Annotated in this window: 20 protein-coding genes and 2 tRNA genes; 15 read left to right on the top strand and 7 right to left on the bottom strand. The window is 34.1% G+C overall.

Translation table 11 applies throughout. The features are described 5' to 3' along the window. The first annotated feature begins 225 nt into the window (after positions 1-225). Positions 226-378, top strand: a complete 153-nt coding sequence (locus HOG88_RS03360) for a hypothetical protein (protein WP_295003173.1) — start codon at positions 226-228, stop codon at positions 376-378. Between the two features lie 222 nt (positions 379-600). Here HOG88_RS03360 and HOG88_RS03355 read toward each other — a convergent pair. Both HOG88_RS03355 and HOG88_RS03350 read right to left on the bottom strand, forming a co-directional pair. Continuing rightward, positions 601-675, bottom strand: a tRNA-Glu gene (locus HOG88_RS03355). Positions 676-691: 16 nt separating this feature from the next. Beyond that, positions 692-767, bottom strand: a tRNA-Lys gene (locus HOG88_RS03350). 228 nt (positions 768-995) lie between these two features. Here HOG88_RS03350 and HOG88_RS03345 point away from each other — a divergent pair. From HOG88_RS03345 to HOG88_RS03305, 9 genes are all read left to right on the top strand, one after another. Continuing rightward, the gene (locus HOG88_RS03345; RefSeq protein WP_295003170.1) at positions 996-1,823 is read left to right on the top strand and encodes a VWA domain-containing protein; all 828 of its coding nucleotides are present in this window, start codon (positions 996-998) and stop codon (positions 1,821-1,823) included. Beyond that, a complete protein-coding gene (locus HOG88_RS03340) occupies positions 1,820-3,265 on the top strand; it encodes a VWA domain-containing protein (RefSeq protein ID WP_295003167.1) in 1,446 nt (481 codons plus the stop codon). Before HOG88_RS03345 ends, HOG88_RS03340 begins: the two co-directional genes overlap by 4 nt. Further along, complete coding sequence (locus HOG88_RS03335; protein ID WP_295003164.1) at positions 3,246-4,355, top strand: hypothetical protein; 1,110 nt, start codon at positions 3,246-3,248, stop codon at positions 4,353-4,355. The genes HOG88_RS03340 and HOG88_RS03335 overlap by 20 nt, the downstream gene beginning before the upstream one ends. Positions 4,356-4,426: 71 nt before the next feature. Next, positions 4,427-5,374: a MoxR family ATPase gene (locus tag HOG88_RS03330; protein WP_295003161.1), complete on the top strand. Its 948-nt coding sequence runs from the start codon at positions 4,427-4,429 to the stop codon at positions 5,372-5,374. Positions 5,375-5,387: 13 nt separating this feature from the next. Continuing rightward, positions 5,388-6,218, top strand: a complete 831-nt coding sequence (locus HOG88_RS03325) for a DUF58 domain-containing protein (RefSeq protein WP_295003157.1) — start codon at positions 5,388-5,390, stop codon at positions 6,216-6,218. 2 nt (positions 6,219-6,220) lie between these two features. Beyond that, positions 6,221-6,631, top strand: a complete 411-nt coding sequence (locus HOG88_RS03320) for a hypothetical protein (RefSeq protein ID WP_295003154.1) — start codon at positions 6,221-6,223, stop codon at positions 6,629-6,631. 115 nt (positions 6,632-6,746) lie between these two features. Next, the gene (locus tag HOG88_RS03315) at positions 6,747-7,550 is read left to right on the top strand and encodes a VWA domain-containing protein (RefSeq protein WP_295003151.1); all 804 of its coding nucleotides are present in this window, start codon (positions 6,747-6,749) and stop codon (positions 7,548-7,550) included. Positions 7,551-7,554: 4 nt separating this feature from the next. Then, positions 7,555-9,366, top strand: coding sequence for a VWA domain-containing protein (locus HOG88_RS03310; protein ID WP_295003148.1), 1,812 nt, complete (start codon positions 7,555-7,557; stop codon positions 9,364-9,366). Next, entirely contained in the window at positions 9,350-10,789 is a 1,440-nt protein-coding gene (locus HOG88_RS03305; protein ID WP_295003145.1) for a BatD family protein, read from the top strand. The genes HOG88_RS03310 and HOG88_RS03305 overlap by 17 nt, the downstream gene beginning before the upstream one ends. A gap of 10 nt (positions 10,790-10,799) precedes the next feature. On the opposite strand, the gene HOG88_RS03300 is transcribed toward HOG88_RS03305, so the two are convergent. The 4 genes from HOG88_RS03300 to HOG88_RS03285 all read right to left on the bottom strand — a co-directional run bounded on the left by HOG88_RS03300 (position 10,800) and on the right by HOG88_RS03285 (position 15,907). After that, complete coding sequence (locus HOG88_RS03300; RefSeq protein ID WP_295003142.1) at positions 10,800-11,465, bottom strand: response regulator transcription factor; 666 nt, start codon at positions 11,463-11,465, stop codon at positions 10,800-10,802. A 1-nt stretch (position 11,466) separates the two neighbouring features. Beyond that, positions 11,467-12,291 (bottom strand): hypothetical protein, encoded by an 825-nt coding sequence (locus HOG88_RS03295; protein WP_295003140.1) that lies wholly within the window; start codon positions 12,289-12,291, stop codon positions 11,467-11,469. A gap of 180 nt (positions 12,292-12,471) precedes the next feature. Next, the gene (locus tag HOG88_RS03290; RefSeq protein ID WP_295003137.1) at positions 12,472-12,660 is read right to left on the bottom strand and encodes a hypothetical protein; all 189 of its coding nucleotides are present in this window, start codon (positions 12,658-12,660) and stop codon (positions 12,472-12,474) included. 10 nt (positions 12,661-12,670) lie between these two features. After that, positions 12,671-15,907 (bottom strand): glycosyl hydrolase family 18 protein, encoded by a 3,237-nt coding sequence (locus HOG88_RS03285; protein WP_295003135.1) that lies wholly within the window; start codon positions 15,905-15,907, stop codon positions 12,671-12,673. Positions 15,908-16,073: 166 nt separating this feature from the next. Here HOG88_RS03285 and HOG88_RS03280 point away from each other — a divergent pair, with 166 nt between their 5' ends. Genes HOG88_RS03280 through HOG88_RS03265 form a run of 4 tightly spaced genes read left to right on the top strand, consistent with a single transcriptional unit; the run spans position 16,074 to position 19,794 of the window. Further along, on the top strand, positions 16,074-17,060 hold the full coding sequence (locus HOG88_RS03280; RefSeq protein ID WP_295003134.1) for an outer membrane beta-barrel protein: 987 nt from the start codon (positions 16,074-16,076) through the stop codon (positions 17,058-17,060). Positions 17,061-17,072: 12 nt separating this feature from the next. Next, complete coding sequence (locus HOG88_RS03275) at positions 17,073-17,480, top strand: hypothetical protein (RefSeq protein ID WP_295003132.1); 408 nt, start codon at positions 17,073-17,075, stop codon at positions 17,478-17,480. Beyond that, positions 17,477-17,836 (top strand): response regulator transcription factor, encoded by a 360-nt coding sequence (locus HOG88_RS03270; RefSeq protein WP_295003130.1) that lies wholly within the window; start codon positions 17,477-17,479, stop codon positions 17,834-17,836. The genes HOG88_RS03275 and HOG88_RS03270 overlap by 4 nt, the downstream gene beginning before the upstream one ends. Next, positions 17,836-19,794 (top strand): sensor histidine kinase, encoded by a 1,959-nt coding sequence (locus tag HOG88_RS03265; protein WP_295003128.1) that lies wholly within the window; start codon positions 17,836-17,838, stop codon positions 19,792-19,794. The genes HOG88_RS03270 and HOG88_RS03265 overlap by 1 nt, the downstream gene beginning before the upstream one ends. A gap of 40 nt (positions 19,795-19,834) precedes the next feature. Here the strand turns inward: HOG88_RS03265 and HOG88_RS03260 are convergent, their stop codons facing one another. After that, positions 19,835-20,665 (bottom strand): prephenate dehydrogenase, encoded by an 831-nt coding sequence (locus tag HOG88_RS03260; protein WP_295003126.1) that lies wholly within the window; start codon positions 20,663-20,665, stop codon positions 19,835-19,837. Between the two features lie 210 nt (positions 20,666-20,875). Between HOG88_RS03260 and HOG88_RS03255 the strand changes: the two genes are divergently transcribed. Then, positions 20,876-22,117 (top strand): porin, encoded by a 1,242-nt coding sequence (locus HOG88_RS03255; RefSeq protein ID WP_295003123.1) that lies wholly within the window; start codon positions 20,876-20,878, stop codon positions 22,115-22,117. The last annotated feature ends 53 nt before the right edge of the window (positions 22,118-22,170 follow it).

Here is a 22,170-nt window from a genome sequence, read left to right as displayed (position 1 = left end):
TCCCTTTCTTAAATTTTTCTTTCTTGACGGTTTTTAGACCAAAGCGTCCGATTCATTTCCGTTATCACTGTCCGAATGAAACTGTCATGGGTGTCCGAACTGAAGTGTCATAGGTGTCCGATTTGCTCCGTTTTTTGCATTGTAGCTATTGCGCCTGGAATGAAAGAGTTTGACAGGACTATAATAAAAAGGGTCTTCTTAAAAAGTGGTGCTAGAAAATGTTTTTTGATTGATAAAGATATAGTTTCAAGTAGTTCACTTAATATAGCTGATAAACAAGAAGATACTGTTATAGCAGGGTGCAGACTAGCATTAAAGGAAGTAAATATTCTTGATAAAGTCTTTAAAGAAGAGCGTACTATTACAATTAAATTTTAAAGTAGTAAAAACTTGTAGTAATAAATAATTTATTAGTGTTTGAAAGTAAGTGTGTAAGGTTTTTGTGAAGTGGTGACCCCCGAGAAGTTATACCCTTTTATATAGAAACAGGTATTAAAGAAAGTAGGGTGAGTTTGTAATATTATTGTGAAATTTATGAGACCTAAAGTGAGACCGTTTGTATTCTTAAAGTAGGGAAGTGCCTAAAATAGGTTGATTGAGTGGTGACCCCGAGGAGAATTGAACTCCTGTGACATGGATGAAAACCATGGATCCTAACCGCTAGACGACGGGGCCACAAATATTTTGGAAATGGTGTCCTGTGATGGATTCGAACCATCGGCCACATCATTAAAAGTGACGTGCTCTACCAGCTGAGCTAACAAGACTTAATCTCTTAATGTTAAGAGGTCGAAATTATAGACAAATAGGTTTGATAAGTCAAGAACAATAGTAATGAATTTAAATATTTTGTAAAATGATGCCAAAGAGCACAATGCCTATAAGGTTTATTAGCTAAAATAAGAGATATGAATTATTATAGTTTTGAGTATCCATTTTTAATATTATTGTTATTACCTATCATTTTTTGTCTCATTCGTTGTAAAGAGTTTAAGATGCAAAAGTACTTTGTCCACTTACAGTTTTTATCTGTAAAGAAGAGCTTTTTTAAATTAGAGTGGATTGTAAAGGTCATTATATTTATACTATTATGCATAGCCTTGTCTTCGCCAATTATAGTAGACAAGTCTAACCCATTAAATAGATTTGGTAAAGATATAGTTCTTGGAATAGACGCAAGTGGTTCTATGAATGCAAGTGGTTTTGACAGGGATGATGAACTTTCAGGTGGTGAGCGTTTATCGCGTTTTGCTTTGAGTAAAATGATAGCAAAAGAGTTTATACTCAATAGAAGCAGTGATAATGTTGGGGTGGTCCTTTATGGTGACTTCGCATTTATAGCTTCACCTATTACTTATGAAAAAGAAATTGTTGCAGATATGCTTGAGTATCTGACTCAAGGTATGGCTGGACAAAACACAGCTATAGGTGAAGCAATAGCTATGGGTGTGAGGTCATTTGAATTTTCCAAGGCGAAGAGCAGGGTGATGATACTACTAAGTGATGGTGAACACAATAGCGGTCGAATCTCTCCAAAAGATGCAACAGCCTTAGCGAAGAGTGCAAACATTAAAATATATACTATAGGCATAGGCGAAGCAGATTCCGGTTTAATGAGAGAGATAGCAAAAGAGACGGGCGGAGTTTACTACAACGCTCCAAGTGCAAAAGACTTACAGAGTGTTTATAATGCAATTGACAAGTTAGAATCCTCAAAAATTAGTTCAAAAGAGTATAAAGAAAAAGATTATTATTTTCAAGCCCTCTTACTTTTGGCTTCTCTCTTTTTACTTTTATTACTCTATAAGGAGTTAAAAAAATGAGTTTTTTAAATCCTGAGTATTTTTGGCTTGTTCTCTTTATAGTCGCAATTTTTATAAAAAATGATTTTAAAAGTATAGGCTTTCGTTCATATGCTTATATGATAAGTTTTTTATTTATTATTTTTGCCTTGAGCCGTCCGGTTATTGAACAGACACCAGTAGAGTCACAAGAAGTGTTAGGTGATGTCATAATAGGTGTAGATCTTTCTTACTCCATGAAGGCGACAGATATATCGCCAACACGATTAGAGTTTGCTAAAGAGGTTTTAACTAATCTTGTAAGGTCAAAAACACAAAATCGTTTTGGAGTACTGGGATTTACAACAAATGCCATTATCCTTTCTCCTTTAACCCAAGACAGTGAACTTTTACTTCATCTTTTTAATGCTATAGATGAAAAATTTATTATTACCAAAGGTAGTGCTGTGATGCCAGCCTTGCGTTTAGCTAGAAAAATGTCACATTCAAGAGATGTGAGTGTGATACTTCTCACCGATGGTGCAGATGAGTTTGAGTATGTAGAGGAAGCCTTATATGCAAAAGAGAACCATCTTATAGTCAATGTTCTAATGTTAGCGACAAATATTGGGTCAACGCTTAAAGATGCAAAAGGTGAGCTTTTAACTGATGAACTAGGAGACATAGTCGTCAGTAGAAAAAATAGTGCTATTTCTCTCATATGTTCAAAAAGTGGTGGTGTTTATTCTCACGATATAGATGAGATCTTATCTGCTTTGGACTCACAGTCAAACGCGGAGTATAAGTCAAATGTCGTAGTTGTACAAAACATAGAACTCTTTTATTATTTTGTACTGTTGGCGATAGTGATATTTTTAGTCGGAGTGACTACTTTAAAGAAGTATATTCTAGCTCTCTTGTTATTTTTTGGAATAACATTAAACGCAAATGTTTTAGACATTATAAAAGATGAGAATAGAGTTCTTTATGAGAAAGCTGTTTTGCTTTATGAAGAGGGTGAGTATGAGAAGGCTTTGGAGATGTTTAAGAGTGTAGAGTCTCATAAGGCTAGTGTGAAAGCAAATGTCTACTATAACTGTGGGAACGCGCTCATAAGAATGCAAAAATTTGCAAAAGCGAGAGAGTACTTTATAAAATCCTTGACCCTTGTTTATACTAAAGAAGCGGATGAAAACATGCAGTATATTAAGGGTGTTCGTGAGAGACGAGAGATGAGTACTGGTCAGCAAAAAGCAAAGCATAAAAAAGACTTGGCGAAAAAAAGAGAAAACTCTAAAAAAAGTGATAGTGGAGGAAGCTCTAATATGAAAGTTAGTAGCTCTACGAGTGGTGGTGAAAAGAACAAGGGTAAGAAGAGTAAACAGGCCTCACAAATAGATCTTAATTCAGGAAAGGCAAAACTAAGTTCCAAACAATATGAACTTATAAATGTAAGGAAAATAGATGAAAAAAAACCTTGGTAAAATATTTGTAATAATAAGTATGTTTTTAAGCATAGAACTTTATGCTGTAGATTATACATGGAGCCTCAACGATTATAGTAAAACGGCACATACAAATGAGGCTATTTACTTAAAGTATATTTGCAAATTCAAGGATAAGGCAAGTTTATATGGAGTTGAGTTTAAAGAAGAGGCGGATACCCCAGAGTATAGACTAGAAGTTCTCAGAGAAGATGAAAAAATAATAGACGGGAAAAAAATAAATGAGTTTGAGTTTGTTCTTTTTATAAAAAAAGCTGGTCCATTTAAACTAAAACTTAATGCAAGAATGAAAAAGACAAACAAAGACTCTATAGAAAATACTGTTTTGGGACGAGATAATATTGACTATGAAGAATTTACCCTCAAAATAATAAAACATGAAGCAATAACAATAGATGTAAAAGACTCTATGAGTAATGTTGTGGGTAAACTTGAACTTATAACAAATAAAGATACACAAAATATTAAGGCTTATGAACCGTATCATTTAGAATTTATCTTAAAGGGTAATGCAGATTTTTCAGAGATTCCCGAAATATTATACAAATTAGATGGTGTAAAAGTTTTTGCTCGAGACACAACACTAGATGTTGCACTTACTAAATCTGGTTATGAGGGTAGGTGGAGTAAAAAGTTTGCCTTTGTAGCCCAAAAGAATTTTAGTATTCCTAGTTTTGATTTGGAGTATTTTGACCTAGAGGTAAAGAGATTAACAACTTTACATATGGATAGTATTGATGTGACAGTAGAAAAAGCACTCTATAAAAAAGAAGAGTTATTAGATGAAAAGAAGAATAGCTTTGAGTTTAAAAGCGACTATCTTTACTATGCTTTAGTTTTTATTCTTGGTTTTTTACTTGGTAAAATAAAATTTAAAAAAAATGTGACTTCATTGAGCGAAAGAGATATATTTGAGAGAAAGGTAGAAAATATGAAAAGTTTCAAAGAGTTGAATTTTTTTCTTGTCTTAGAAGATGCAACAAAGTATAATGAGATAATTTCAAAGATAGACTCAGATGAGTTTAATTCTCTGGGTAAAGCAAAAAAAGAAGTATTGAAAAGGTACTAGGTTTAGATATTTAATAACTATTTACTCCAAAAGATTATAATTAAACGATTAAAAAAAAGGTTTGTTAGAAAATGATGAATAAAATACAAAATGTAAAAAAAGAAGTTGCAAAAGTTGTTGTAGGACAAGAGAAAATGATAGACTCTCTTCTAATAGCTCTTTTATGTGAGGGACATATTCTTATAGAAGGTGTTCCTGGTCTTGCAAAGACTACAACAGTGAATGCACTTTCTCAAGCTTTAGGTCTGAACTTTAAACGTGCTCAGTTTACTCCTGACTTACTTCCTGCAGACATTTTGGGTGCAGAAATTTATGATCCACAAAACAACCAGTTTAAAATTAAAAAAGGTCCTATTTTTACAAACCTTTTACTAGCAGATGAGATTAACCGTGCACCTGCAAAAGTCCAATCTGCTCTTCTTGAAGTTATGCAAGAAAAGCAAGTGACTTTAGGAGACACTACTTTTAAACTAGAACCTCCTTTCTTCGTTATGGCAACTCAAAATCCAGTAGAACAAGAAGGTGTTTACCAACTTCCAGAAGCACAACTTGACCGTTTTATGTTAAAGCTTGTTGTTGATTACAACACAAAAGAAGAAGAACTAGAAATCGCTCGTCGTATATCAAGTGCTAGTTCACAAGAGATAAATGCAGTACTTACTCCAGATGATTTAGAAGAACTTAAAGAGGCTGTAAGAAGTGTTCATATTGACGAGGAAGTTGAAGAGTACATGATAGAGCTAGTGAGTGCAACAAGAAACCCAAGTGCATATGGTTTAGATGACATAGCAGAGTACATACAATTTGGTGCATCTCCTCGTGTGAGTATAGATATGTTCAAAGCAGTAAAAGCGATGGCATTTATGCGAGGAAAAGATTTTGTTACACCTGTAGACGTTGCATACATAGCAAAAGAGTTAATGAGACACCGTATAGTGCTTACATATGAAGCAGAGGCAGAAGGTGTTACTACTGATGAGATGATTCAAAAAGTTCTTGAGACTGTGAAGATACCGTAGTCAAGCGATAGTTATGAGTAAATTACAAAAAATACTAGTCAAGGCTCGTCGCCAAGTCTTTAGTGAAATGGTTGGAAACAATGCTTCTATATTTCATGGTGAGGGTTATGACTTTATAGAGCTTCGTGAATATGCACCAGGTGATGATATCCGTCATATTGACTGGAATATCACAGCGAAGATGCAAAAGCCATTCATAAAGATATTTCGTGAAGAGAGAGAGCTTAACATAGTTATAGCTTCTGTTTTAAATGGAAGTGTTCATTTTGGAGCAAAGAAGTTTAAACAAGAAGTAATTGCTGAGCTAGTGGCACTACTTGGGTACTCAACTATAAAAAATGGGGACTTACTCAGTTCATACATTTTTACAGATAAGATGATCTCTCATAATAGACCGAGTAAAAAGCTAAGTCACATTCAAAAGAGTGTTGATGAGGTTCTAAAGTTTAATGCACTCAATCAAAAAGTAGACTTTTCAGTTTTATCTGACACTCTTTTTAAAAGACTCAAGCGTAAGTCTGTTATTTTGATAGTGGGGGATTTTTTTGAGATTCCAGACTTTAAACTACTTGCAAGAAAACATGAGATCATCGCAATCATAGTGCGTGACCACCTTGAAGAAAAACCACCAAAAATGGGTTTTTCTTCTTTAGTAGATCCCGAAAGTGGAGCACTCCTAGAAGGTGACTTTAATGCAAAAAGTGTAGAAACTTATGCACAAAAAGTACAAGCACACGATAGAGAATTATTCAAGGTACTCAGACGTGAACAGGTGCGTTTTACAAAAGTATACACAGACTCGAACCCTACAGTAGCACTTCGTAGACTATTTGATGGAAAATAATAATGCAACATAAACCAGAAATATTTGACATACCCCTTCATGATATTAAACCCCTAATAGATGTACCAGAATACTCTTTGTACTATCTCATAGTGACTGTAATTGTAGGAGTGATTCTTTTTACACTCTTGATTTTTGCTCTCATAAGATTTATAAAAAATAGAAATAAATTTAGTTTGAGAAAAGAGCATTTGAAACTCTTAAACGCAGTGGAGTTTAGTGATGCAAAAAAAGCGGCTTACGACATTACCTACTATGCACAAAGTTTTCAAAATGATTCTTTAGAGCATCAAGAGGCATATGAGCATTTACAAAATAATCTTGAGACTTACAAGTATAGAAAAAATGTTGATTCTTTTGATGAAGAAACAAAAACTAGTTTGAAAAACTACATGGCTTTACTACATGTTTGATGGAATTTATTTCGCATTTCCTTATCTTGCACTCTTAATAATACCTTTCATTTTTTGTGCTTACTTTTGTAAGTTGAAAGTTCCATCTTTATACTTTCCTCAAGTTGCACAGTTTATGAAAAACAGTGTAGGGAGTTCTAAAATTCTGTTTTTGCTTAAATGGGCAACACTCTCACTTTTACTTATGGCATTTATGTCTCCTCTCAAAGATGAAGTTTATGAATTAGAACCAAAAAAAGGTCATGAACTTGCAATAATCATAGATGCTTCACAATCTATGCAAGCACAAGGCTTTGATGAAAATAATCCCCGTGCGAGTCGTTTTGATGTGGTAAAGTCAATAGTTTCTGACTTCATACGTAAGCGAAAAAAAGACAATATGGGACTCGTTGTGTTTGGAGACTACTCATTTATAGCTTCTCCTCTAACTTATGATGAACACATCCTATCAGGAATAGTGTCTCAGCTTCGCATAGGTATGGCTGGAAGGTTTACGGCACTCTATGAGTCCTTAGCACAGGGTGTCCATTTACTTAAAATGAGTGAATCAAAGTCTAAGGTAGCCATACTCCTGACAGATGGTTACTCAACACCAGGCAAAGATAAAATCCCTTTAGATGTTGCAATAGAGATAGCAAAAAAAGAAGGGGTTCGCGTTTACCCAATAGGCATAGGTATGAAAAATGAGTACAACTCAGAGGTACTTATGAAAATAGCTAAAGAGACGAATGGTGTCGCGTTTGGAGCATCAAATGCGAATGAGTTGAAAAATGTATACGAAAAAATAGATGCTCTTGAAAAGTCTGACATCAAGAATGAGACTTTTTCTTATGTTCAGTACTACTATCGTTATCCACTGACACTCGCGTTTATAACACTAATGTTGTATGTATACTTGAAAAATAGAAGAAGAAGGTAGTCTTATGAGTTTTTTACATCCTGAATTTTTTTATTACCTTGGAGTTCCTACACTTCTGTTTTTTATAATGTTATTTGTCAAAAAAGAGTTGGAAACTTCATACTTTAGTAAAGAGGTCCTAAACAAACTCCGAGTTTCATCGAAGCACTTGAGTGCTAAAAAAAGAAATATACTTTTTATGATAACTGCTTTTTTACTAATAGCCGCGCTCAGTGAACCTGTTATAAATGATGGAGTTGTAGAGATAAAGTCCAAGAGTTCAGACATTATGATAGCCATTGATATCTCAGACTCGATGCTTGCTGAGGATGTTTATCCAAACCGTTTAAAACTCGCTAAACAAAAGGCTATAGAACTTTTAAAACTTTCTCCGAAAGAAAGAGTAGGGGTGATGGGTTTTGCAAAGAACTCTTACCTTGTGTCACCTCTGAGTTTTGATCATAACGCGGTGCGATTTCTTTTAGGAGAGCTCAACACAGACTCCATTACACAAAAGGGGACAAATCTTCTTTCAATGCTTCAAAGTGTCAAGGATACTATTGTAACTGATGCTGTAAAGTACTTACTTATCATTAGTGACGGTGGAGATAAAGACAACTTTTCAAAAGAGATAGAGTTTGCTAAAGAGAATAAAATAGTTATATTTATTTTAGGTATTGGTACAAGTAAGGGTGCCCCTGTTAAGAACTCAAGTGGCGAGTTTATCAAGCATGAGGGTGAAGTTATGGTCTCTAAACTAAACGAAGACATAGCAGAGTTAGCAACTAGTAGTGGTGGCGTTTACATACAGAGTGTAAACTCAAATGAAGACGTAAAAGCGGTACTTAGCGAAATAGAGTCTATTGGCGAGAAAAAAGAGTTTAAATCTCAAGAGATACCACGATACACACCACTTTTTCAATACCCTTTGGGCTTCGCACTTTTTTTCTTACTGATAGCTTTTTCGTCTTTTTCCTTTAAGAAAACTGTACAGCTTTTTGTTTTGGCAACATTTATGTTTAGCATAGAAGACGCTAACGCGGGACTTTTAGACTTTATGGAGTTAAAAGAGGCAAAAGAAGCTTATAAACACGGCGAGTATGATAAGAGAGGTCAGATATATGAAAAGTTTGATACACCAGAGTCAAACTACAACAGAGGTAATACTTTGTATAAAGAAAATAAATATAAAGAAGCAATAAAGTCATATGAAAGTGCTCAGTTTGAAAATGATGACTTAGATGCTAAGAAGTATGCAAATATTGGAAATTCTTACGCAAAAGAGCCAACAAAAGAGAATCTGAAAAAAGCTTTAGAATCTTATGAAAACTCACTTAAACTCAAAGAGGATAAGCAAACAAAAGAGAATTTAGAAGCTGTAAAAAAAGCTATAAAAGAGCAAGAGAAAAAAGAAGAAGAGCAAAAGAAAGAAGACAAAAAAGATAATAAAGAAAAGTCTGATAAAAATGATGATAAGAAGTCTGACAAGGACAAAAAGTCAGATAAAGATAAAAAGTCTGATAAAAAAGATGAGAGCTCAAAAGACAAAAAGTCCAAAGATGAAAAGTCAAAAGATAAAGATGACAAAAAAGATAAAGATGACAAAAAAGATGCAGAAGAAGAAAGTAAAAAAGAAAAAGAGCAAGACAAGAAAGATAAAGAGGCACAAGAGATGAAAGATGATGCCTCTGAGCAAAAACCTCAAGATATTAAAAATATGATGAGTGATGAAGAAGAAGCTAAGTGGTTACAAGAGTTAGGAAAAGAGAAAAACACATATATGTATCGTTTAAATAAAGAAAATACAGAGGAGAATAGAGATGAAAAACCTTGGTAAGTTATATTTACTTTTAATAGTTACAGCTACATTTTTACAAGCAGGTGTGACTGCAAAGGTTGAACCTAGAGTACTTTATAGTGGAGATAGTGCTAGTTACATCTTAACTGTTAGTGGTGAAAACATTGAAAAACCAAGGATAAGTACAATCTGTGGGAATAATGTAACAGCGACTTCTTCACAAACTAGCATACAGTCCATCAATGGAAAATATGCAAAAAGTTATACATTAAGTTATCAGTTCACACCAAAAAAGTCTTGTAAGATAGATGGTGTAGAGTTAAGTATAAACGGTGTTATAGAAAAGTCAAATAGTGTAAACCTTGAAATTAAAAAGATGCAAATAAATACAAATCCTGACTTTATACTCTCACTCCAAACTACTAAAAAAGAACTTTATGTAGGTGAGCCTTTTGAGTTACTTCTTACTTTAAAACAAAAAGTAGGAGCACAAGCAGTTGACAATAAATTTACTACACCAGATTTTAAGGGCTTTTGGAAAAAAAGTGAATCTGAACCAGAGGTAGCTAATGATGGCGTTTACATAAGTACAAAGGTACTTTATAAGTTAGCCCCACAAAGAGAGGGTACTCTCACTGTAAGTCCTGCAGAGCTTAAGATAGCTACTCGAATAGGCAGGAATAATTGGGGAACATTGATACCTCAAGTTAGATGGAAAACTTACTACTCAAATGAGTTGAGTATCACAGCTAAAGCACTTCCAAATGCTAGTAAAATCATAGGAAACTTCACTATAAACGCGAGAGTAGATAAAAAAGAGATACATCCAAATGAAGCTGTAAATCTTTTACTTAGTGTCAGTGGAAGTGGAAATCTAGAAGATATGAAAAGTTTTAAACCTTTTGTGTCTAGAGTAAATGTTTTTGATGAAAAAATTATTATTGATGGAGATGAACTTTCCCAAAAGCTTGTTTTTGTAGGCGATAATAACTTCACGATACCTAGTTTTAAACTAGAATTTTTTAATCCTGTGAGCAAAAAAGTAGAAATCATTACAACAGATAAGATAGATATAAAAGTGATAGGAAGTGTTGAAAAAACACCATTAAAGATACAACGCGATACAACAGATACGAAAGTAGAAGAAACTGCTAACTCTAATGCTATAGAACAGACACAAACAAACAATGAAATACTCTATAGTGCTATAGCATTTGTAATAGGAATTATGCTAGGGGTAGTTCTGATGTTAGTGAAAAACTTTAAGCTTTCAAATAGAGAGAAAAAAATCGATATTAAAGATGAAAAAGTATTGTTAATGAAACTTCTAGAGTTTAAAGATGATGAAGAAGTTCAAGTGATAGTGGATATTTTAGAAAGTAATCTTTACTCAAAAGAGAAAAGAGAGATAGATAAAAAAGCTTTAAAAAGTATTATCAAGAAGTATGAAATAAACTCTTAAGAGTTCCAAATCATGCATCTTTTACTGAGTACCCAATGCCGCGAACTGTTGCAATGACATCGCTTATACCTGTCTTTTTCCTGATGTTTTTGACATGGACATCTACATAGTTACTAGACTTTATGGCATCAAAACTCTTTGCTAGTAGCTCACTTATCTCAAATCTTGATAAGACTTTATTTTTGTGTAACATTAATAGTTCTAATATTTCAAACTCTTTTTCTGTTAAAGAAACTATCTGTTCATTGACTGATACTTCTCTTGCAACTAAATTAATCATTAAATTTTTATGCTTAATTATAGTAGTTTTTTGACTGGATTCTCGTCGTAAAATTGCACGTATCCTAGCGAGTAGTTCAATATTTGAGTATGGTTTACAGAGGTAGTCATCAGCTCCAACATCTAAAGCTTGGACTCTCTCATCTACACTCTCTCTTCCTGATAACATAAGTACTGATACATTATCGTTATACTCACGAATCTCTTTTATTAAGTCTAAACCTGTTCCATCTGGAAGGTTCCAGTCCATAAGTATTAACTGATAGCTATTGTTATCATAAAGTTCTCTGGCCTGAGCAGAGTTACTAGCAACATCACATTTGTACTTCTCTTTAGATAAAAGCTTTGCTATATGCCCAGCTAAGAGCTCATCATCTTCTACTAAAAGTAAGTTCATCTTATAAGTCCCCTAAACGTTGCCAAAATGAGGTGTTTAAGTCATAAGGAAAAGCTTCTGGATTAATGTTATTTGCATCAATTTGATGCTTTGCTTGATAGACAACACTAAAGTATTTTACACGGTTTGGGTAAGCGTAATTTTTTGTGATGTCGTGCTCCTCATAAGTAGATGCATCCGAAGAAAATGAGAGAGGTATCCATTTTCCATTTTGATCATAGTTTGGTTCGTTACCTAGTGTGATTTCTTTGGCCTCAAAGTTTTCATTGTTAAATGTGACTCTATCTGCATAGGCATAGTTTTTACTTGTATTATATTCTTCATAAGAGTTTTGTTCTAAAGAACCACTATCATCAACATCAAGAACATCAATGTGTTGAATAACAGACAAAGTTATAGGAGTGTCGACAATAGAATCATTGTTGTCATCAATAATGCTGGACTTATCTAATGCTAGAGCTATATTTCCGAGGTTTATTGTTTTTACTAGTGCTTTGAAGGTATTGTTTGTAGCATTGTTTTCATTAAACTCTATGTTTGTAATGATATTATCATTGGTTCCTTCATTTGTAGTCATAACAAGTTTGCAGTTAAGTGATGATTCTATCTCTAGTGCAAAAGGATGCCTGTTAGTAGTATTATTGATAGAATTTGTTGAAAAGTATTTATTTGAGTCACAGATTGCTTCAATGAGTGTACCAGGGACTGTTCCTCTTATAATTGTAAAGTTATTATCTTTGGAGTCATTAGAGGTATCACTCTTCGTATCGTCACTGCCACACCCTGTAAAAAGTATTAAAAAAGCTATTCCAATCATTTTATACATAACAAATCCTAATATTAAAACTTTTAACTATTATACAAAGTTAAGATGAAGACTTTATGAAAATTTGAAATTATTAGAGCCTCATTTAAAAATAGGGTTAAAATAACAGATGATACTCTTCACTATTTCGAGACAGCGATGGTTGAAGTCTGCGGAAATAGTTTTGAGCATATAAATGAATTAGTTCGTCTTATACCTTGCACCAGCTGCTGCTCCGTGAGTATAGCTTGTGTTTGACTTCACTTGGTTCTCTATTATTAGACCTGAATTAGGTGTAGTATTTGTTTGTGCCGTGTCAGAAGATGAACTGCCACCACACCCACTTAAAATTGTTATGGCTGTTAAAGCTACTAGTATTAAATTTTTCATCATATTATCCTTATTGTATTACTTCTATTCCAAAGTGCTTTTGTACACATTGTGAATAGTCGCCTTCTTTGAATGCCGAGAATGGTGTTTGATAGCCAACAAGTTTACAAGCATATGTTTTTCCCTCAGGTTTTGTTGCATCATATCCCCAGTCTTGTTCCCAGTAAATTTCTAGTGCTCCATTTCCTCCCTCAGCGAACTGTTGCATATTTTTACATCCTAAAACTTCGTTTGAAGGTATAGTTACACCTATGAAGTTAGCAAAGTTTTTGTAGTACTCTATGCGGTTAAGAGACTGTTGAATCTCAGTACTTCCCCCACACTCTACTCCGCCATTAATAATCTGTGTTGTTACACCAAAACCTTTTGTTAATCCTGCTGCAATATCTTGCTCATTTGCCTGCCATGTTCCATCTATTACATGAAGCATACTTGGTTTTGGTGGTTGTGGGTAGACAAAGAAAAACACTGCACTTGCAAGGTTATACCAAGTATCTGCAACTAACTCTGGATTATCTAAAAGTGTACGAACACTTCCTGTCATTGCCTCAGAGAATGGACCATAGTTATAGTTGTAACTTAGTTGTTTAGCACCGCGACCAAAGTAACTTTTGTGCTCACCATCATCAAACTCTCCACATGGCCATGTCTGACCTTGCCAGATTGCATCGTTACATTCGCTATTGTATCCACCTCGCATCTCTTCATTCCAGCCCATTTCTCTTACATGAACTAGACCCTGTCTCCATTCTTCAACATCCCAGTGAGAAGTATGTCCACCAGTCTCTTGTGTAAAGTGTGCAAACATAGTTGCTAAAGATGTTGAACAGATTTGTTGTTCATTTCGACCATCACTATAGTCTCCACAAAATGATGGAAACTTACCAACAGCTTTTAAGAAGTTCTCATAAGTGTACTCAACACTGCGTTTAGCAAATACATAGTTCCAATCGGCTTCTGAGATGATTGACTCAACTCTTTTTACATTTGATGGATTTTCTACTCTTGTAGCATAGATTTTTTCTACTTCAAGATTATCTAATGTTCTAATGGATTTTTTCACATCACTCATAAGCTGTGAACTTGTAAGTGCTGTTTCTGTCGCACTTAGTTGTGCTAGAGTTAGCGCATAGGAACTTATTGCTGTTGTTACATTATTTTCAACTGTGCTCGCAACTGTTTCTGTCGTATTTACATCAGTTGATGTGTCGTTGTTGTCATTTATTTCAGATGTAGTATCATTAATGCCTATTTTTTCCCAAGGTGAATATTTCTGATTTTTAGGAATACTGTTTGAGCTCCACCATTGTGACTTATATAATGAACCATTGTATAAAACAATATCTCCAGTTAAATAAATGTCACCTGCGTTCCATAGTGGGTACTCACCCGCAATAACTGTATCTTGACCCTCATTAGTAGTGTCATCTGTAGTAGTGTCATCTGTTATAGTCTCATCAGTTTCTACGGAAGATGAGGAATCTATTTTCCATGGACCCCATTGCTCAGACCCAGGAATGTTTCCTTTTGTCCACCACGAAGCAGTGTAAACAACAGAGTTTGAAATTACTTTATCATTTGCAAAATAGACTCTAGTAGGATTCCAGATTTCTAAGTTAGTTGCTGTATCAATTTCATTTATTGTAGTTGTTGTATCTGTCGTTGTATCTGTTTCATTTGTTTGATCAGTAGTTTCTTTATCACTTGTCCATACATTTGATGATGCTATCCCTGGTGTATTACCTTGTGTCCACCATAAAGAAGTATATATAACACCCTTATAACTAACTTGGGCACCTGTTTGGTAAGTAGATAAAGAGTTGTAAATCTCTACACCATTAGTATCAACTTCAACTTCTACTTCAACTGTTACTTCAGTTTCAGTTTGTGTGTCATTATTTGTAGTGTCACCAGTATTTAACATATCCGCATTTGTATATCTTGGGTGAACACCATCTAGTAAAGTATTAAAGAGTACATTTGTTAAAGATGAACCTTTTGATGGAAAGTCAGCACTTAGCTCCCAAAAAATAACACCGCCCAAAGAGTTATTGTTTACATACTCAGCTTTTACACCAACGGATACTTCATCTTCATAAGTATACATTTCGCCCTTAGACTCAGAGTAAAGGTAAGGTGTTTTAGTGTAAGGATCACGATACTTAACAAATGAAGTGTCATTTTCCATTTGAGATTTTATGTGATAGTATGGGTTTATCCCAGCTGCTCGACCACCATCCCATATACCTTTAGCCCCGCCAGTAGCAGTTGCATCAAGACCAGGTAGAGAGTCAATTGGACCATTATTTTTAACACCTTTCCAACCACGTGAATAGTATGGAGAACCTATAACAAGTTTAGAGGCAGGAACACCTGCTTTTATCATCAGTTTTACAGCATTATCGATAGTTAATTTAAAAGGGTCTGTAATATCAGGATTTGAAAAAAGAGCTGACTGGTGGTTTGTTTTATTTTCCCATGCACCATGCATATCATATGTCATGATGTTTATAAAGTCTAAGTACTGATGGTACTTGTCTGTCTCAACATTATTAATAGTGGTAACACTTGCACCAACAGCTGCTGTGAGTTGATAGTATTTACCATCTTGCTCGCCTGCTGCAGTTAAAGTCTCACGTATTGTTTTGAGAAGAAGAGTAAAAGTTTGTTTTTCGGCTGCATCAGCATTAGGTGTACCTGTATCGCCAGCAGTATCTATAGTGTCTGGTTGACGAACTTGAGTTGGAAACTCCCAGTCAATGTCAACACCATCAAAATCCCATTGACGAATAAATTCTACACATGAGTCTGCAAATTTTTGACGACTTACTTCATTGATTGCGGCATCGTGAAAACCAGCTGACTGTGTCCATCCACCAACTGAGATTAAAACAGATGTATCTGGAAAGTCTTTTTTAAATTTTTTAAACTGTCCTAAATTTCCGCTATATTGGCTGTTCCATGGTTCACCATGAGAAACACCAGTAGCTGCCCAGTCATCAAAAATGGCAACTTCACCATCAATAATTCTTGCAAATGCATAGTTAATATGTGTTAGTTTGTCAAACGGTGTATCAGCTGGAGTATAGTTGTTATGTGCACTGTATATTCCCCACTCTGGAAAGTATCCAACAATTTTCTTATGTGAGTCTAACTCAGCTTTGGTAGGACTTGCATAAGAGCTAGTTACAAGCATCAGTGAAGCGAGTAATGAAAGTATAACTCTCTTTTTAACTGTCGTATTCATCTGTAATCCTTTTTTTGATGATGACAGTATGAGGTACTAAGATGAAGAGTTTATGAAGATTGAGAATTTTTTAACGATTACTGAGATTTTCATAAACTCTTCATAATATTGTTCTATTATTTCAAATATAAACAGATATACTAAATCTATAGGACATGGAGTAACAATGCGTTTATTTTTTTTAATATTACTTTTTTTAAACATAAACCTAGCAGCTGATGAGTACAACTTTGGTGAAGGTATAAACATACCTCACACTCCTATATATGTAGGGGGGTATGCAACTCTTGATTATGTCTCACGTGCGGATAACTATAATAGATTTCGTGTAGATGAGCTATCTATACTCTCTTATGGCAGTAATGACAGGTTTTCATATATGGCTGATTTTGGTCTGAGAGATAGCTATATCAAAGAGTGGGGATCTGATGATAGTAGTACGACCGATAGCACTATAAGCATTGAAAGACTCTACATAGACTACCAAGTTAATGATTCCATTAGAGTAAGAGCTGGAAAGTTTAATACACCAGCAGGCTACTGGAATATGGAACCAATAAACATTTTTAGAGAGACATCATCTATACCTTATACGGCTTTTTTAGTTTTTCCAAGGTTTACAAGTGGTTTGGAAGTAAAATATGCAAACTCTTTATATAGTGACACAGAATATAGTGTAGTTATACAGCACAATGAAGACCTAGATGATACATATAATAATATAGCAATAGATAAACATTACCTAGCTAGTATTGAGCACTTCTTTAGTGACTCTTTAAAATCAAAAGCAAATATTGGTTACTTTTTTAGTACTATAGATAACCGTGACTACTACTATGCACTCCTGGCACTCTCATATGAAGCTCCAAAATATAAAATATTCGCAGAAGCAGGAAGCAGAAGAAATGAAACAGAGTTTAGTGTACCTTACTCTTTTTATCTCCAAGGAAGTTGGCACTTAACACAAGAACATGATCTAGTTACTAGGATAGAAGCATACAAGATAGACGAAGGGGCTTTTAGAGAAGAAGTAGTTGGAGTACTTGGCTATACATACAGACCAGTATCTCCCTTTACATTTAAGATAGAGTACAGAGATCATTCGTATCAAAATGAAAATCAAATTCGTACTTCTGTATCTGTAATGTTTTAGGAAATTGTAGCTATGAAACATATTTTCTTGATTTTATTTATACTCTTTAACACATTACATGCAAACAGTTTTGATGTGTTAGTGAACGACTCCTTCCCTCTAAAGAGCTTAAGTAAAAAACAACTCAAAAGTATTTATTTAAAAAAAGTAACATATATTTCGGGTGTAAAAATATTTGCAATAAATATCTCTTCGAGTAATCACTTGCGAAGAGAATTTGAGAAGATGGTTTTAGTAATGAATCCACAAAACTTAAAAAACTACTGGCAAAAGGCACACTACAAAGGTATCAGACCACCAAAGGTTTTAAAATCAAACAAAAATATACTCTCATATCTTTCTAGTGTTGAGGGTGCAATTGCTTATGTACCAAAAGGTATAGCAATCGAAAATCTACATGTTTTAAAGGTTGAAGATTGAAAAAAATACTAATTGTAGATGATGAGATTAGCAACAGGGATATACTTGTAAAAGTTTTAAAAAAAGAAAACTTTGAGACATTTGAAGCGGTTGATGGATTCGAAGCTATTGAATTACTAAGAGGTACTCAATACGATATGGTTTTACTAGACATAATGATGCCAAAGATTAATGGTTTTAATGTCATAAAGCATATACGCCAAGAACTTCATAGTAGTATACGAATAGTAATGTTAAGTGCTTTATCTGATGAGGTAAGTGTTGATAAAGCGATGAATTTAGGTGCAGATAGCTACATTACAAAACCTATAAATCTGCCAAATATGCTAAAAGAGATACGGAGTTTGCTGCATTAATGAAGAGTATTAAAACTAGGCTTTTACTGACATTTATACTCGTAGGGATAACTCCATACATTTTTGTTGTTGGTTATTTTAGTTACTGGGAAAAAAATAAAATCATTCAAAGGGTTAAACAAGATAGCCTACTTCAAGCAAAACATGCAGAAAAGATTATGCAAAATGCACTGATAAGCCTTGAAGAAGAGATGAGTTTTTTATCAAAACTAGAAATTTTTGATGATATGATATCAAATGATACTGACTTGCAAATATCACGACTTTTAGAAAAAAAGTCTATAAAAGCAGGTAGAAAGTACTTAAAACTCTACTCTATAAATTTAGAGCAAAAGGTCATTGCTAGTTCTGAGATAAAGAGTATAAACGAGATGTTTGGAATGGGGGAAACGGACTTAAAAAAAAGAGTCTTTATCCAAGGTTCTGATATATACATTGTAAAAGAGGTTCATGCAAGTTTTGATGAGTCACACTTAGGATATTTAGTCGCAATCCTAAAAATGGATACTTTAAATACTTATTTATTAAGTGATGAACACGTTAGATATACGATAAATAAAGTTGTACAAAAAGAAGAGACAACTACTGAAAATAAGCTCTTTTATACTGGACGAATTGGTTTGTTGAATGTACTCAATGGGTATGAAATAAGTTACTTAGTGGATAAGAAAAAATCATTAGATTCTATTAATGATTTTCTGTATTATCTATCTATTGTAACAATTTTCGGACTTTTAATGATTATATACATTAGCGGTAAACTCTCAGCAATTGTTACACGACCAATCTATGCACTTAAAGAGACCGCTAAAATGATTGTAGAGACAAAAGACTTTCATCTTCGGATACAAACACAAAGTATTGATGAATTTGATGAATTGGCAGATAGTTTTAATGAACTCTTTGAGACGACGGGTATACTTTTAGAGAAGTTAAAGTTAGAGAATGAAGTACGACTAAAAAACTATATAGGGCTTAGTGATACTTTTAATGCTATATCGCAGTCTGACTCCTATGAAGATTCAATAGCACTTTCCCTCAGAGCTATGAGAAGGAACTTAGCCTGTGAGATTAGTATAGACACAATAGACACAAACAGTATTCAAAAACTTACCATGAAAGACTTTGTGGACAATAGTGAAAAGTTTGTTGGTTACTTAAATGTGAAAAATGCAGATAGTCTAAATACACAAGAAGTAATTTTTATAGAGTCCGTGGTACTAATGATGAAAAATCATTTAGAGAGAATCTCATTGATAGAGAAGATAAACTCTGCTTCAAGTGCAAAGTCTGCATTTATCTCTGCAATGAGTCATGAGCTACGTACTCCTCTCAACGCCATCATTGGTTATTCTCAATACCTTATCACTTATGAAGAGATGAGCGATGAGCAAGTTGATAGCATAGCTAAAGTTGAAACAGCAGCATACCATCTACTAAACATTATAAATGACATACTTGACATAGCAAAAATAGAAGCAGGAAAAATAGAGAAAAAAATAGAGAATACAAATATATATGATCAGCTTGAAGAGGCCATGGATATAACACAAGCATTAGTTGAAGATAAAGGCCTCCGTTTTATAATAGATATTGAGACAATTAAAGAGCTTAAGATACTCAGTGACAAAAAAATATTTAAGCAAATCATAATCAACCTCATATCAAACGCGATAAAATTTACAGATGATGGTTATATTTCCATTGCAGCTTTACTGAGTAAAAATACTTTAGAGATTAAAGTTCAAGACACTGGAGTGGGTATTTCTAGTGAGGATTTAAGTAGAGTCTTCGATGAATTTACACAACTAGAAAATGCTAAAAATGCCAAGAACAAAGGAAGTGGATTAGGACTTTCTCTTTGTAAGCATCTTTCACAAGAGATAGGAGCTACCATAAGTATAAGTAGTAATGGTTTAGGACAAGGAAGTAGTGTAACTTTGAGTATAAAACTTTAGGCTCATCCTCGATTGTAAACGGAACGAGGTTTTTCCTTAACTAGTCTAAAATATCGTGAAGTTTATTCCCATCACTCATCTCTTGATGTACTTTTTCCCAGTCATCAGTAGCGATGGCATTTTTGAGTTGAGTAAGCTCTTCTTCAAAGTGGGTAATTGCCTCAAGAATATTATCTTTATTTTGCCTAAAAATATCTTCCCACATATTTGGAGAACTTTTTGCGAGTCTACTCATAGAGCGGTATCCACCAGCAGCAAGTGCTAAAATATTGTGTTTGTTCTCTTGTTTCATAACTGCATTTGCAATGGAGTAAGAGATAGCATGGGGCATATGAGAGATAAATGCGGCATGTCTATCATGTTCGTTCGCTCTCATGAATGTTAAACGCATATTTATAGATGTAAATATTTTTTTAGCAGTATCACTTTGAAGTTTTCCACTATCTTCAAGGTCACATAAGACAACTACTTTATCATCATATAAACCCTCAACCGCTGCAGATGGACCGAAATTTTCAGTTCCAGTCATAGGGTGTGCTGCTACAAAGTTTTTTCGTATAACTGGTGGTATACTTGTAACTATCTTAGCCTTAGTACTTCCAAGGTCTATAATGGTCGTCTCTTTACTTACATCTGTAAGTGTAGCAAGTGTTGCAATGAGTCCATCAACAGGAATTGCTAAGAAGATAACATCACACTTTTTGAGCTGAGAAAAACTTACTATCTCATCGACTAAACCAAGCTTAAGAGCTTGAACTGTATGGTCTTGGTTATGATCGTATCCGACGATACTCTTTATGTAATCTTGTTTTTTTAAACTTAGAGCAAGAGAACCGCCCATTAACCCTAAGCCAATAATCGCTATTTTCATTTATTATCTTTCATATAATTTTTTAAATTATACTCAGTTTACATAAAGTAAATACTTTAATTGATTAATTAAAAGAAGATATACGGGATTAGTATTATTTGTAATTGATAGTAATTATTAAAATTAATTAAATTTTAAGTTTTTTTCTATAAAATTCCAGTATAAATTAATTATGATAATAAATATCATTAGCAACAAAAGGAAAAATAAATGACTAAAACATTATCGTTAGCACTATGTGCAAGCTTACTAATAAGCACTTCATCTTTCGCAGATGATAAATCAGACATTGCTGAGTTAAAACAACAAGTAAAAGAGCTTCAAGAAATGACTCAAGTACTTGTAGATGAAACAAGTGATCTTAAAACAGGGTTTAACTATACGACTGTAGATGAAACAAAAACATACAGTGGCTTAGGTGCGGCAGCCTCAAAGGTTTATTACTCAAAATCACCATTAAGTATAGGTGGTTATGGTGAAATGTACTATTCAAATACTAAAGAAGCTGTTGGAACAAAAAGGTCTGTAGTAGATGTATATAGATTTGTTCCTTACATAGGATATAAGTTTACAGAAAACATTATTTTAAATACAGAGCTTGAGTTTGAGCATGGTGGTTCTGATGATGGCGATGGTCTAGATGAGCGAACTGGAGGTTATGCAAAAGTTGAGTTTATGTACCTTGACTTTTTAATGCACAAAAACATAAATCTTAGAGTGGGTAATATGCTTGTACCTATGGGCTTAGTAAATGAGAGACATGAACCAACACTATTTACTACGGTGCAACGTCCTACAACAGAAAATCTTCTAATACCTTCAACATGGCATGAGAGTGGTGTTATGGCGTACGGTAAGATTACCGATGGTCTTGACTATAAGGTAATGGGATTAACAGCTCTTCGTGCTCAAGCAGATGGTGAGAAGTGGTTAAGAAATGGAAGAGGTGGTTCTTTTAAAAATAAAAATCCTGAGGGAGCTATTGTAGGAAGAGTTGACTACAGTGGACTTAATGGTCTTTTAGTTGGTGCTTCTGCTTATGGTGACAATGCTCTTACAATGTGGGATGTCCATGCGGACTATAAAGTAGGTGCGGCTAGAGTTTACGGTGTGTATACGCAAACAAATCGTACAGATACAAATACTTCGACTGATGTTACAGATGCTAGAGGTGGTTATATCAATGCAAGTTATGATGTGTTTTCTTTAATCAAGACGGATACAAAACTTCCAGTATTTGTTCAGTATGAAAATATTAATCCTCAAGCTAAATTTGAAGATGGTAGCACTAAAGATATAACTGGCACTTCTCAACATGCAACCCAAAATATATCTATGGGCATAAACTACTTTCCACATAGTCAAGTTGTTTTAAAAGCAGATTATGTTCTTTCTGCTCAAAATGGGAAAACAGATAAAACTGCAAGTTTATCTATGGGTTTCATTTTTTAAAACTTTCCACAATATCCTCTCAAGTCGCGCAAGTTTAGTTATAATTTGCGCAC

Origin of the sequence: Sulfurimonas sp. (genome assembly GCF_018698455.1) — a bacterium.
In the GTDB taxonomy this organism is placed as follows: Bacteria; Campylobacterota; Campylobacteria; order Campylobacterales; family Sulfurimonadaceae; genus Sulfurimonas.
The sequence above is the reverse complement of the archived record's forward strand: the minus strand, read 5'-3'. Positions and strand labels throughout refer to the sequence as shown.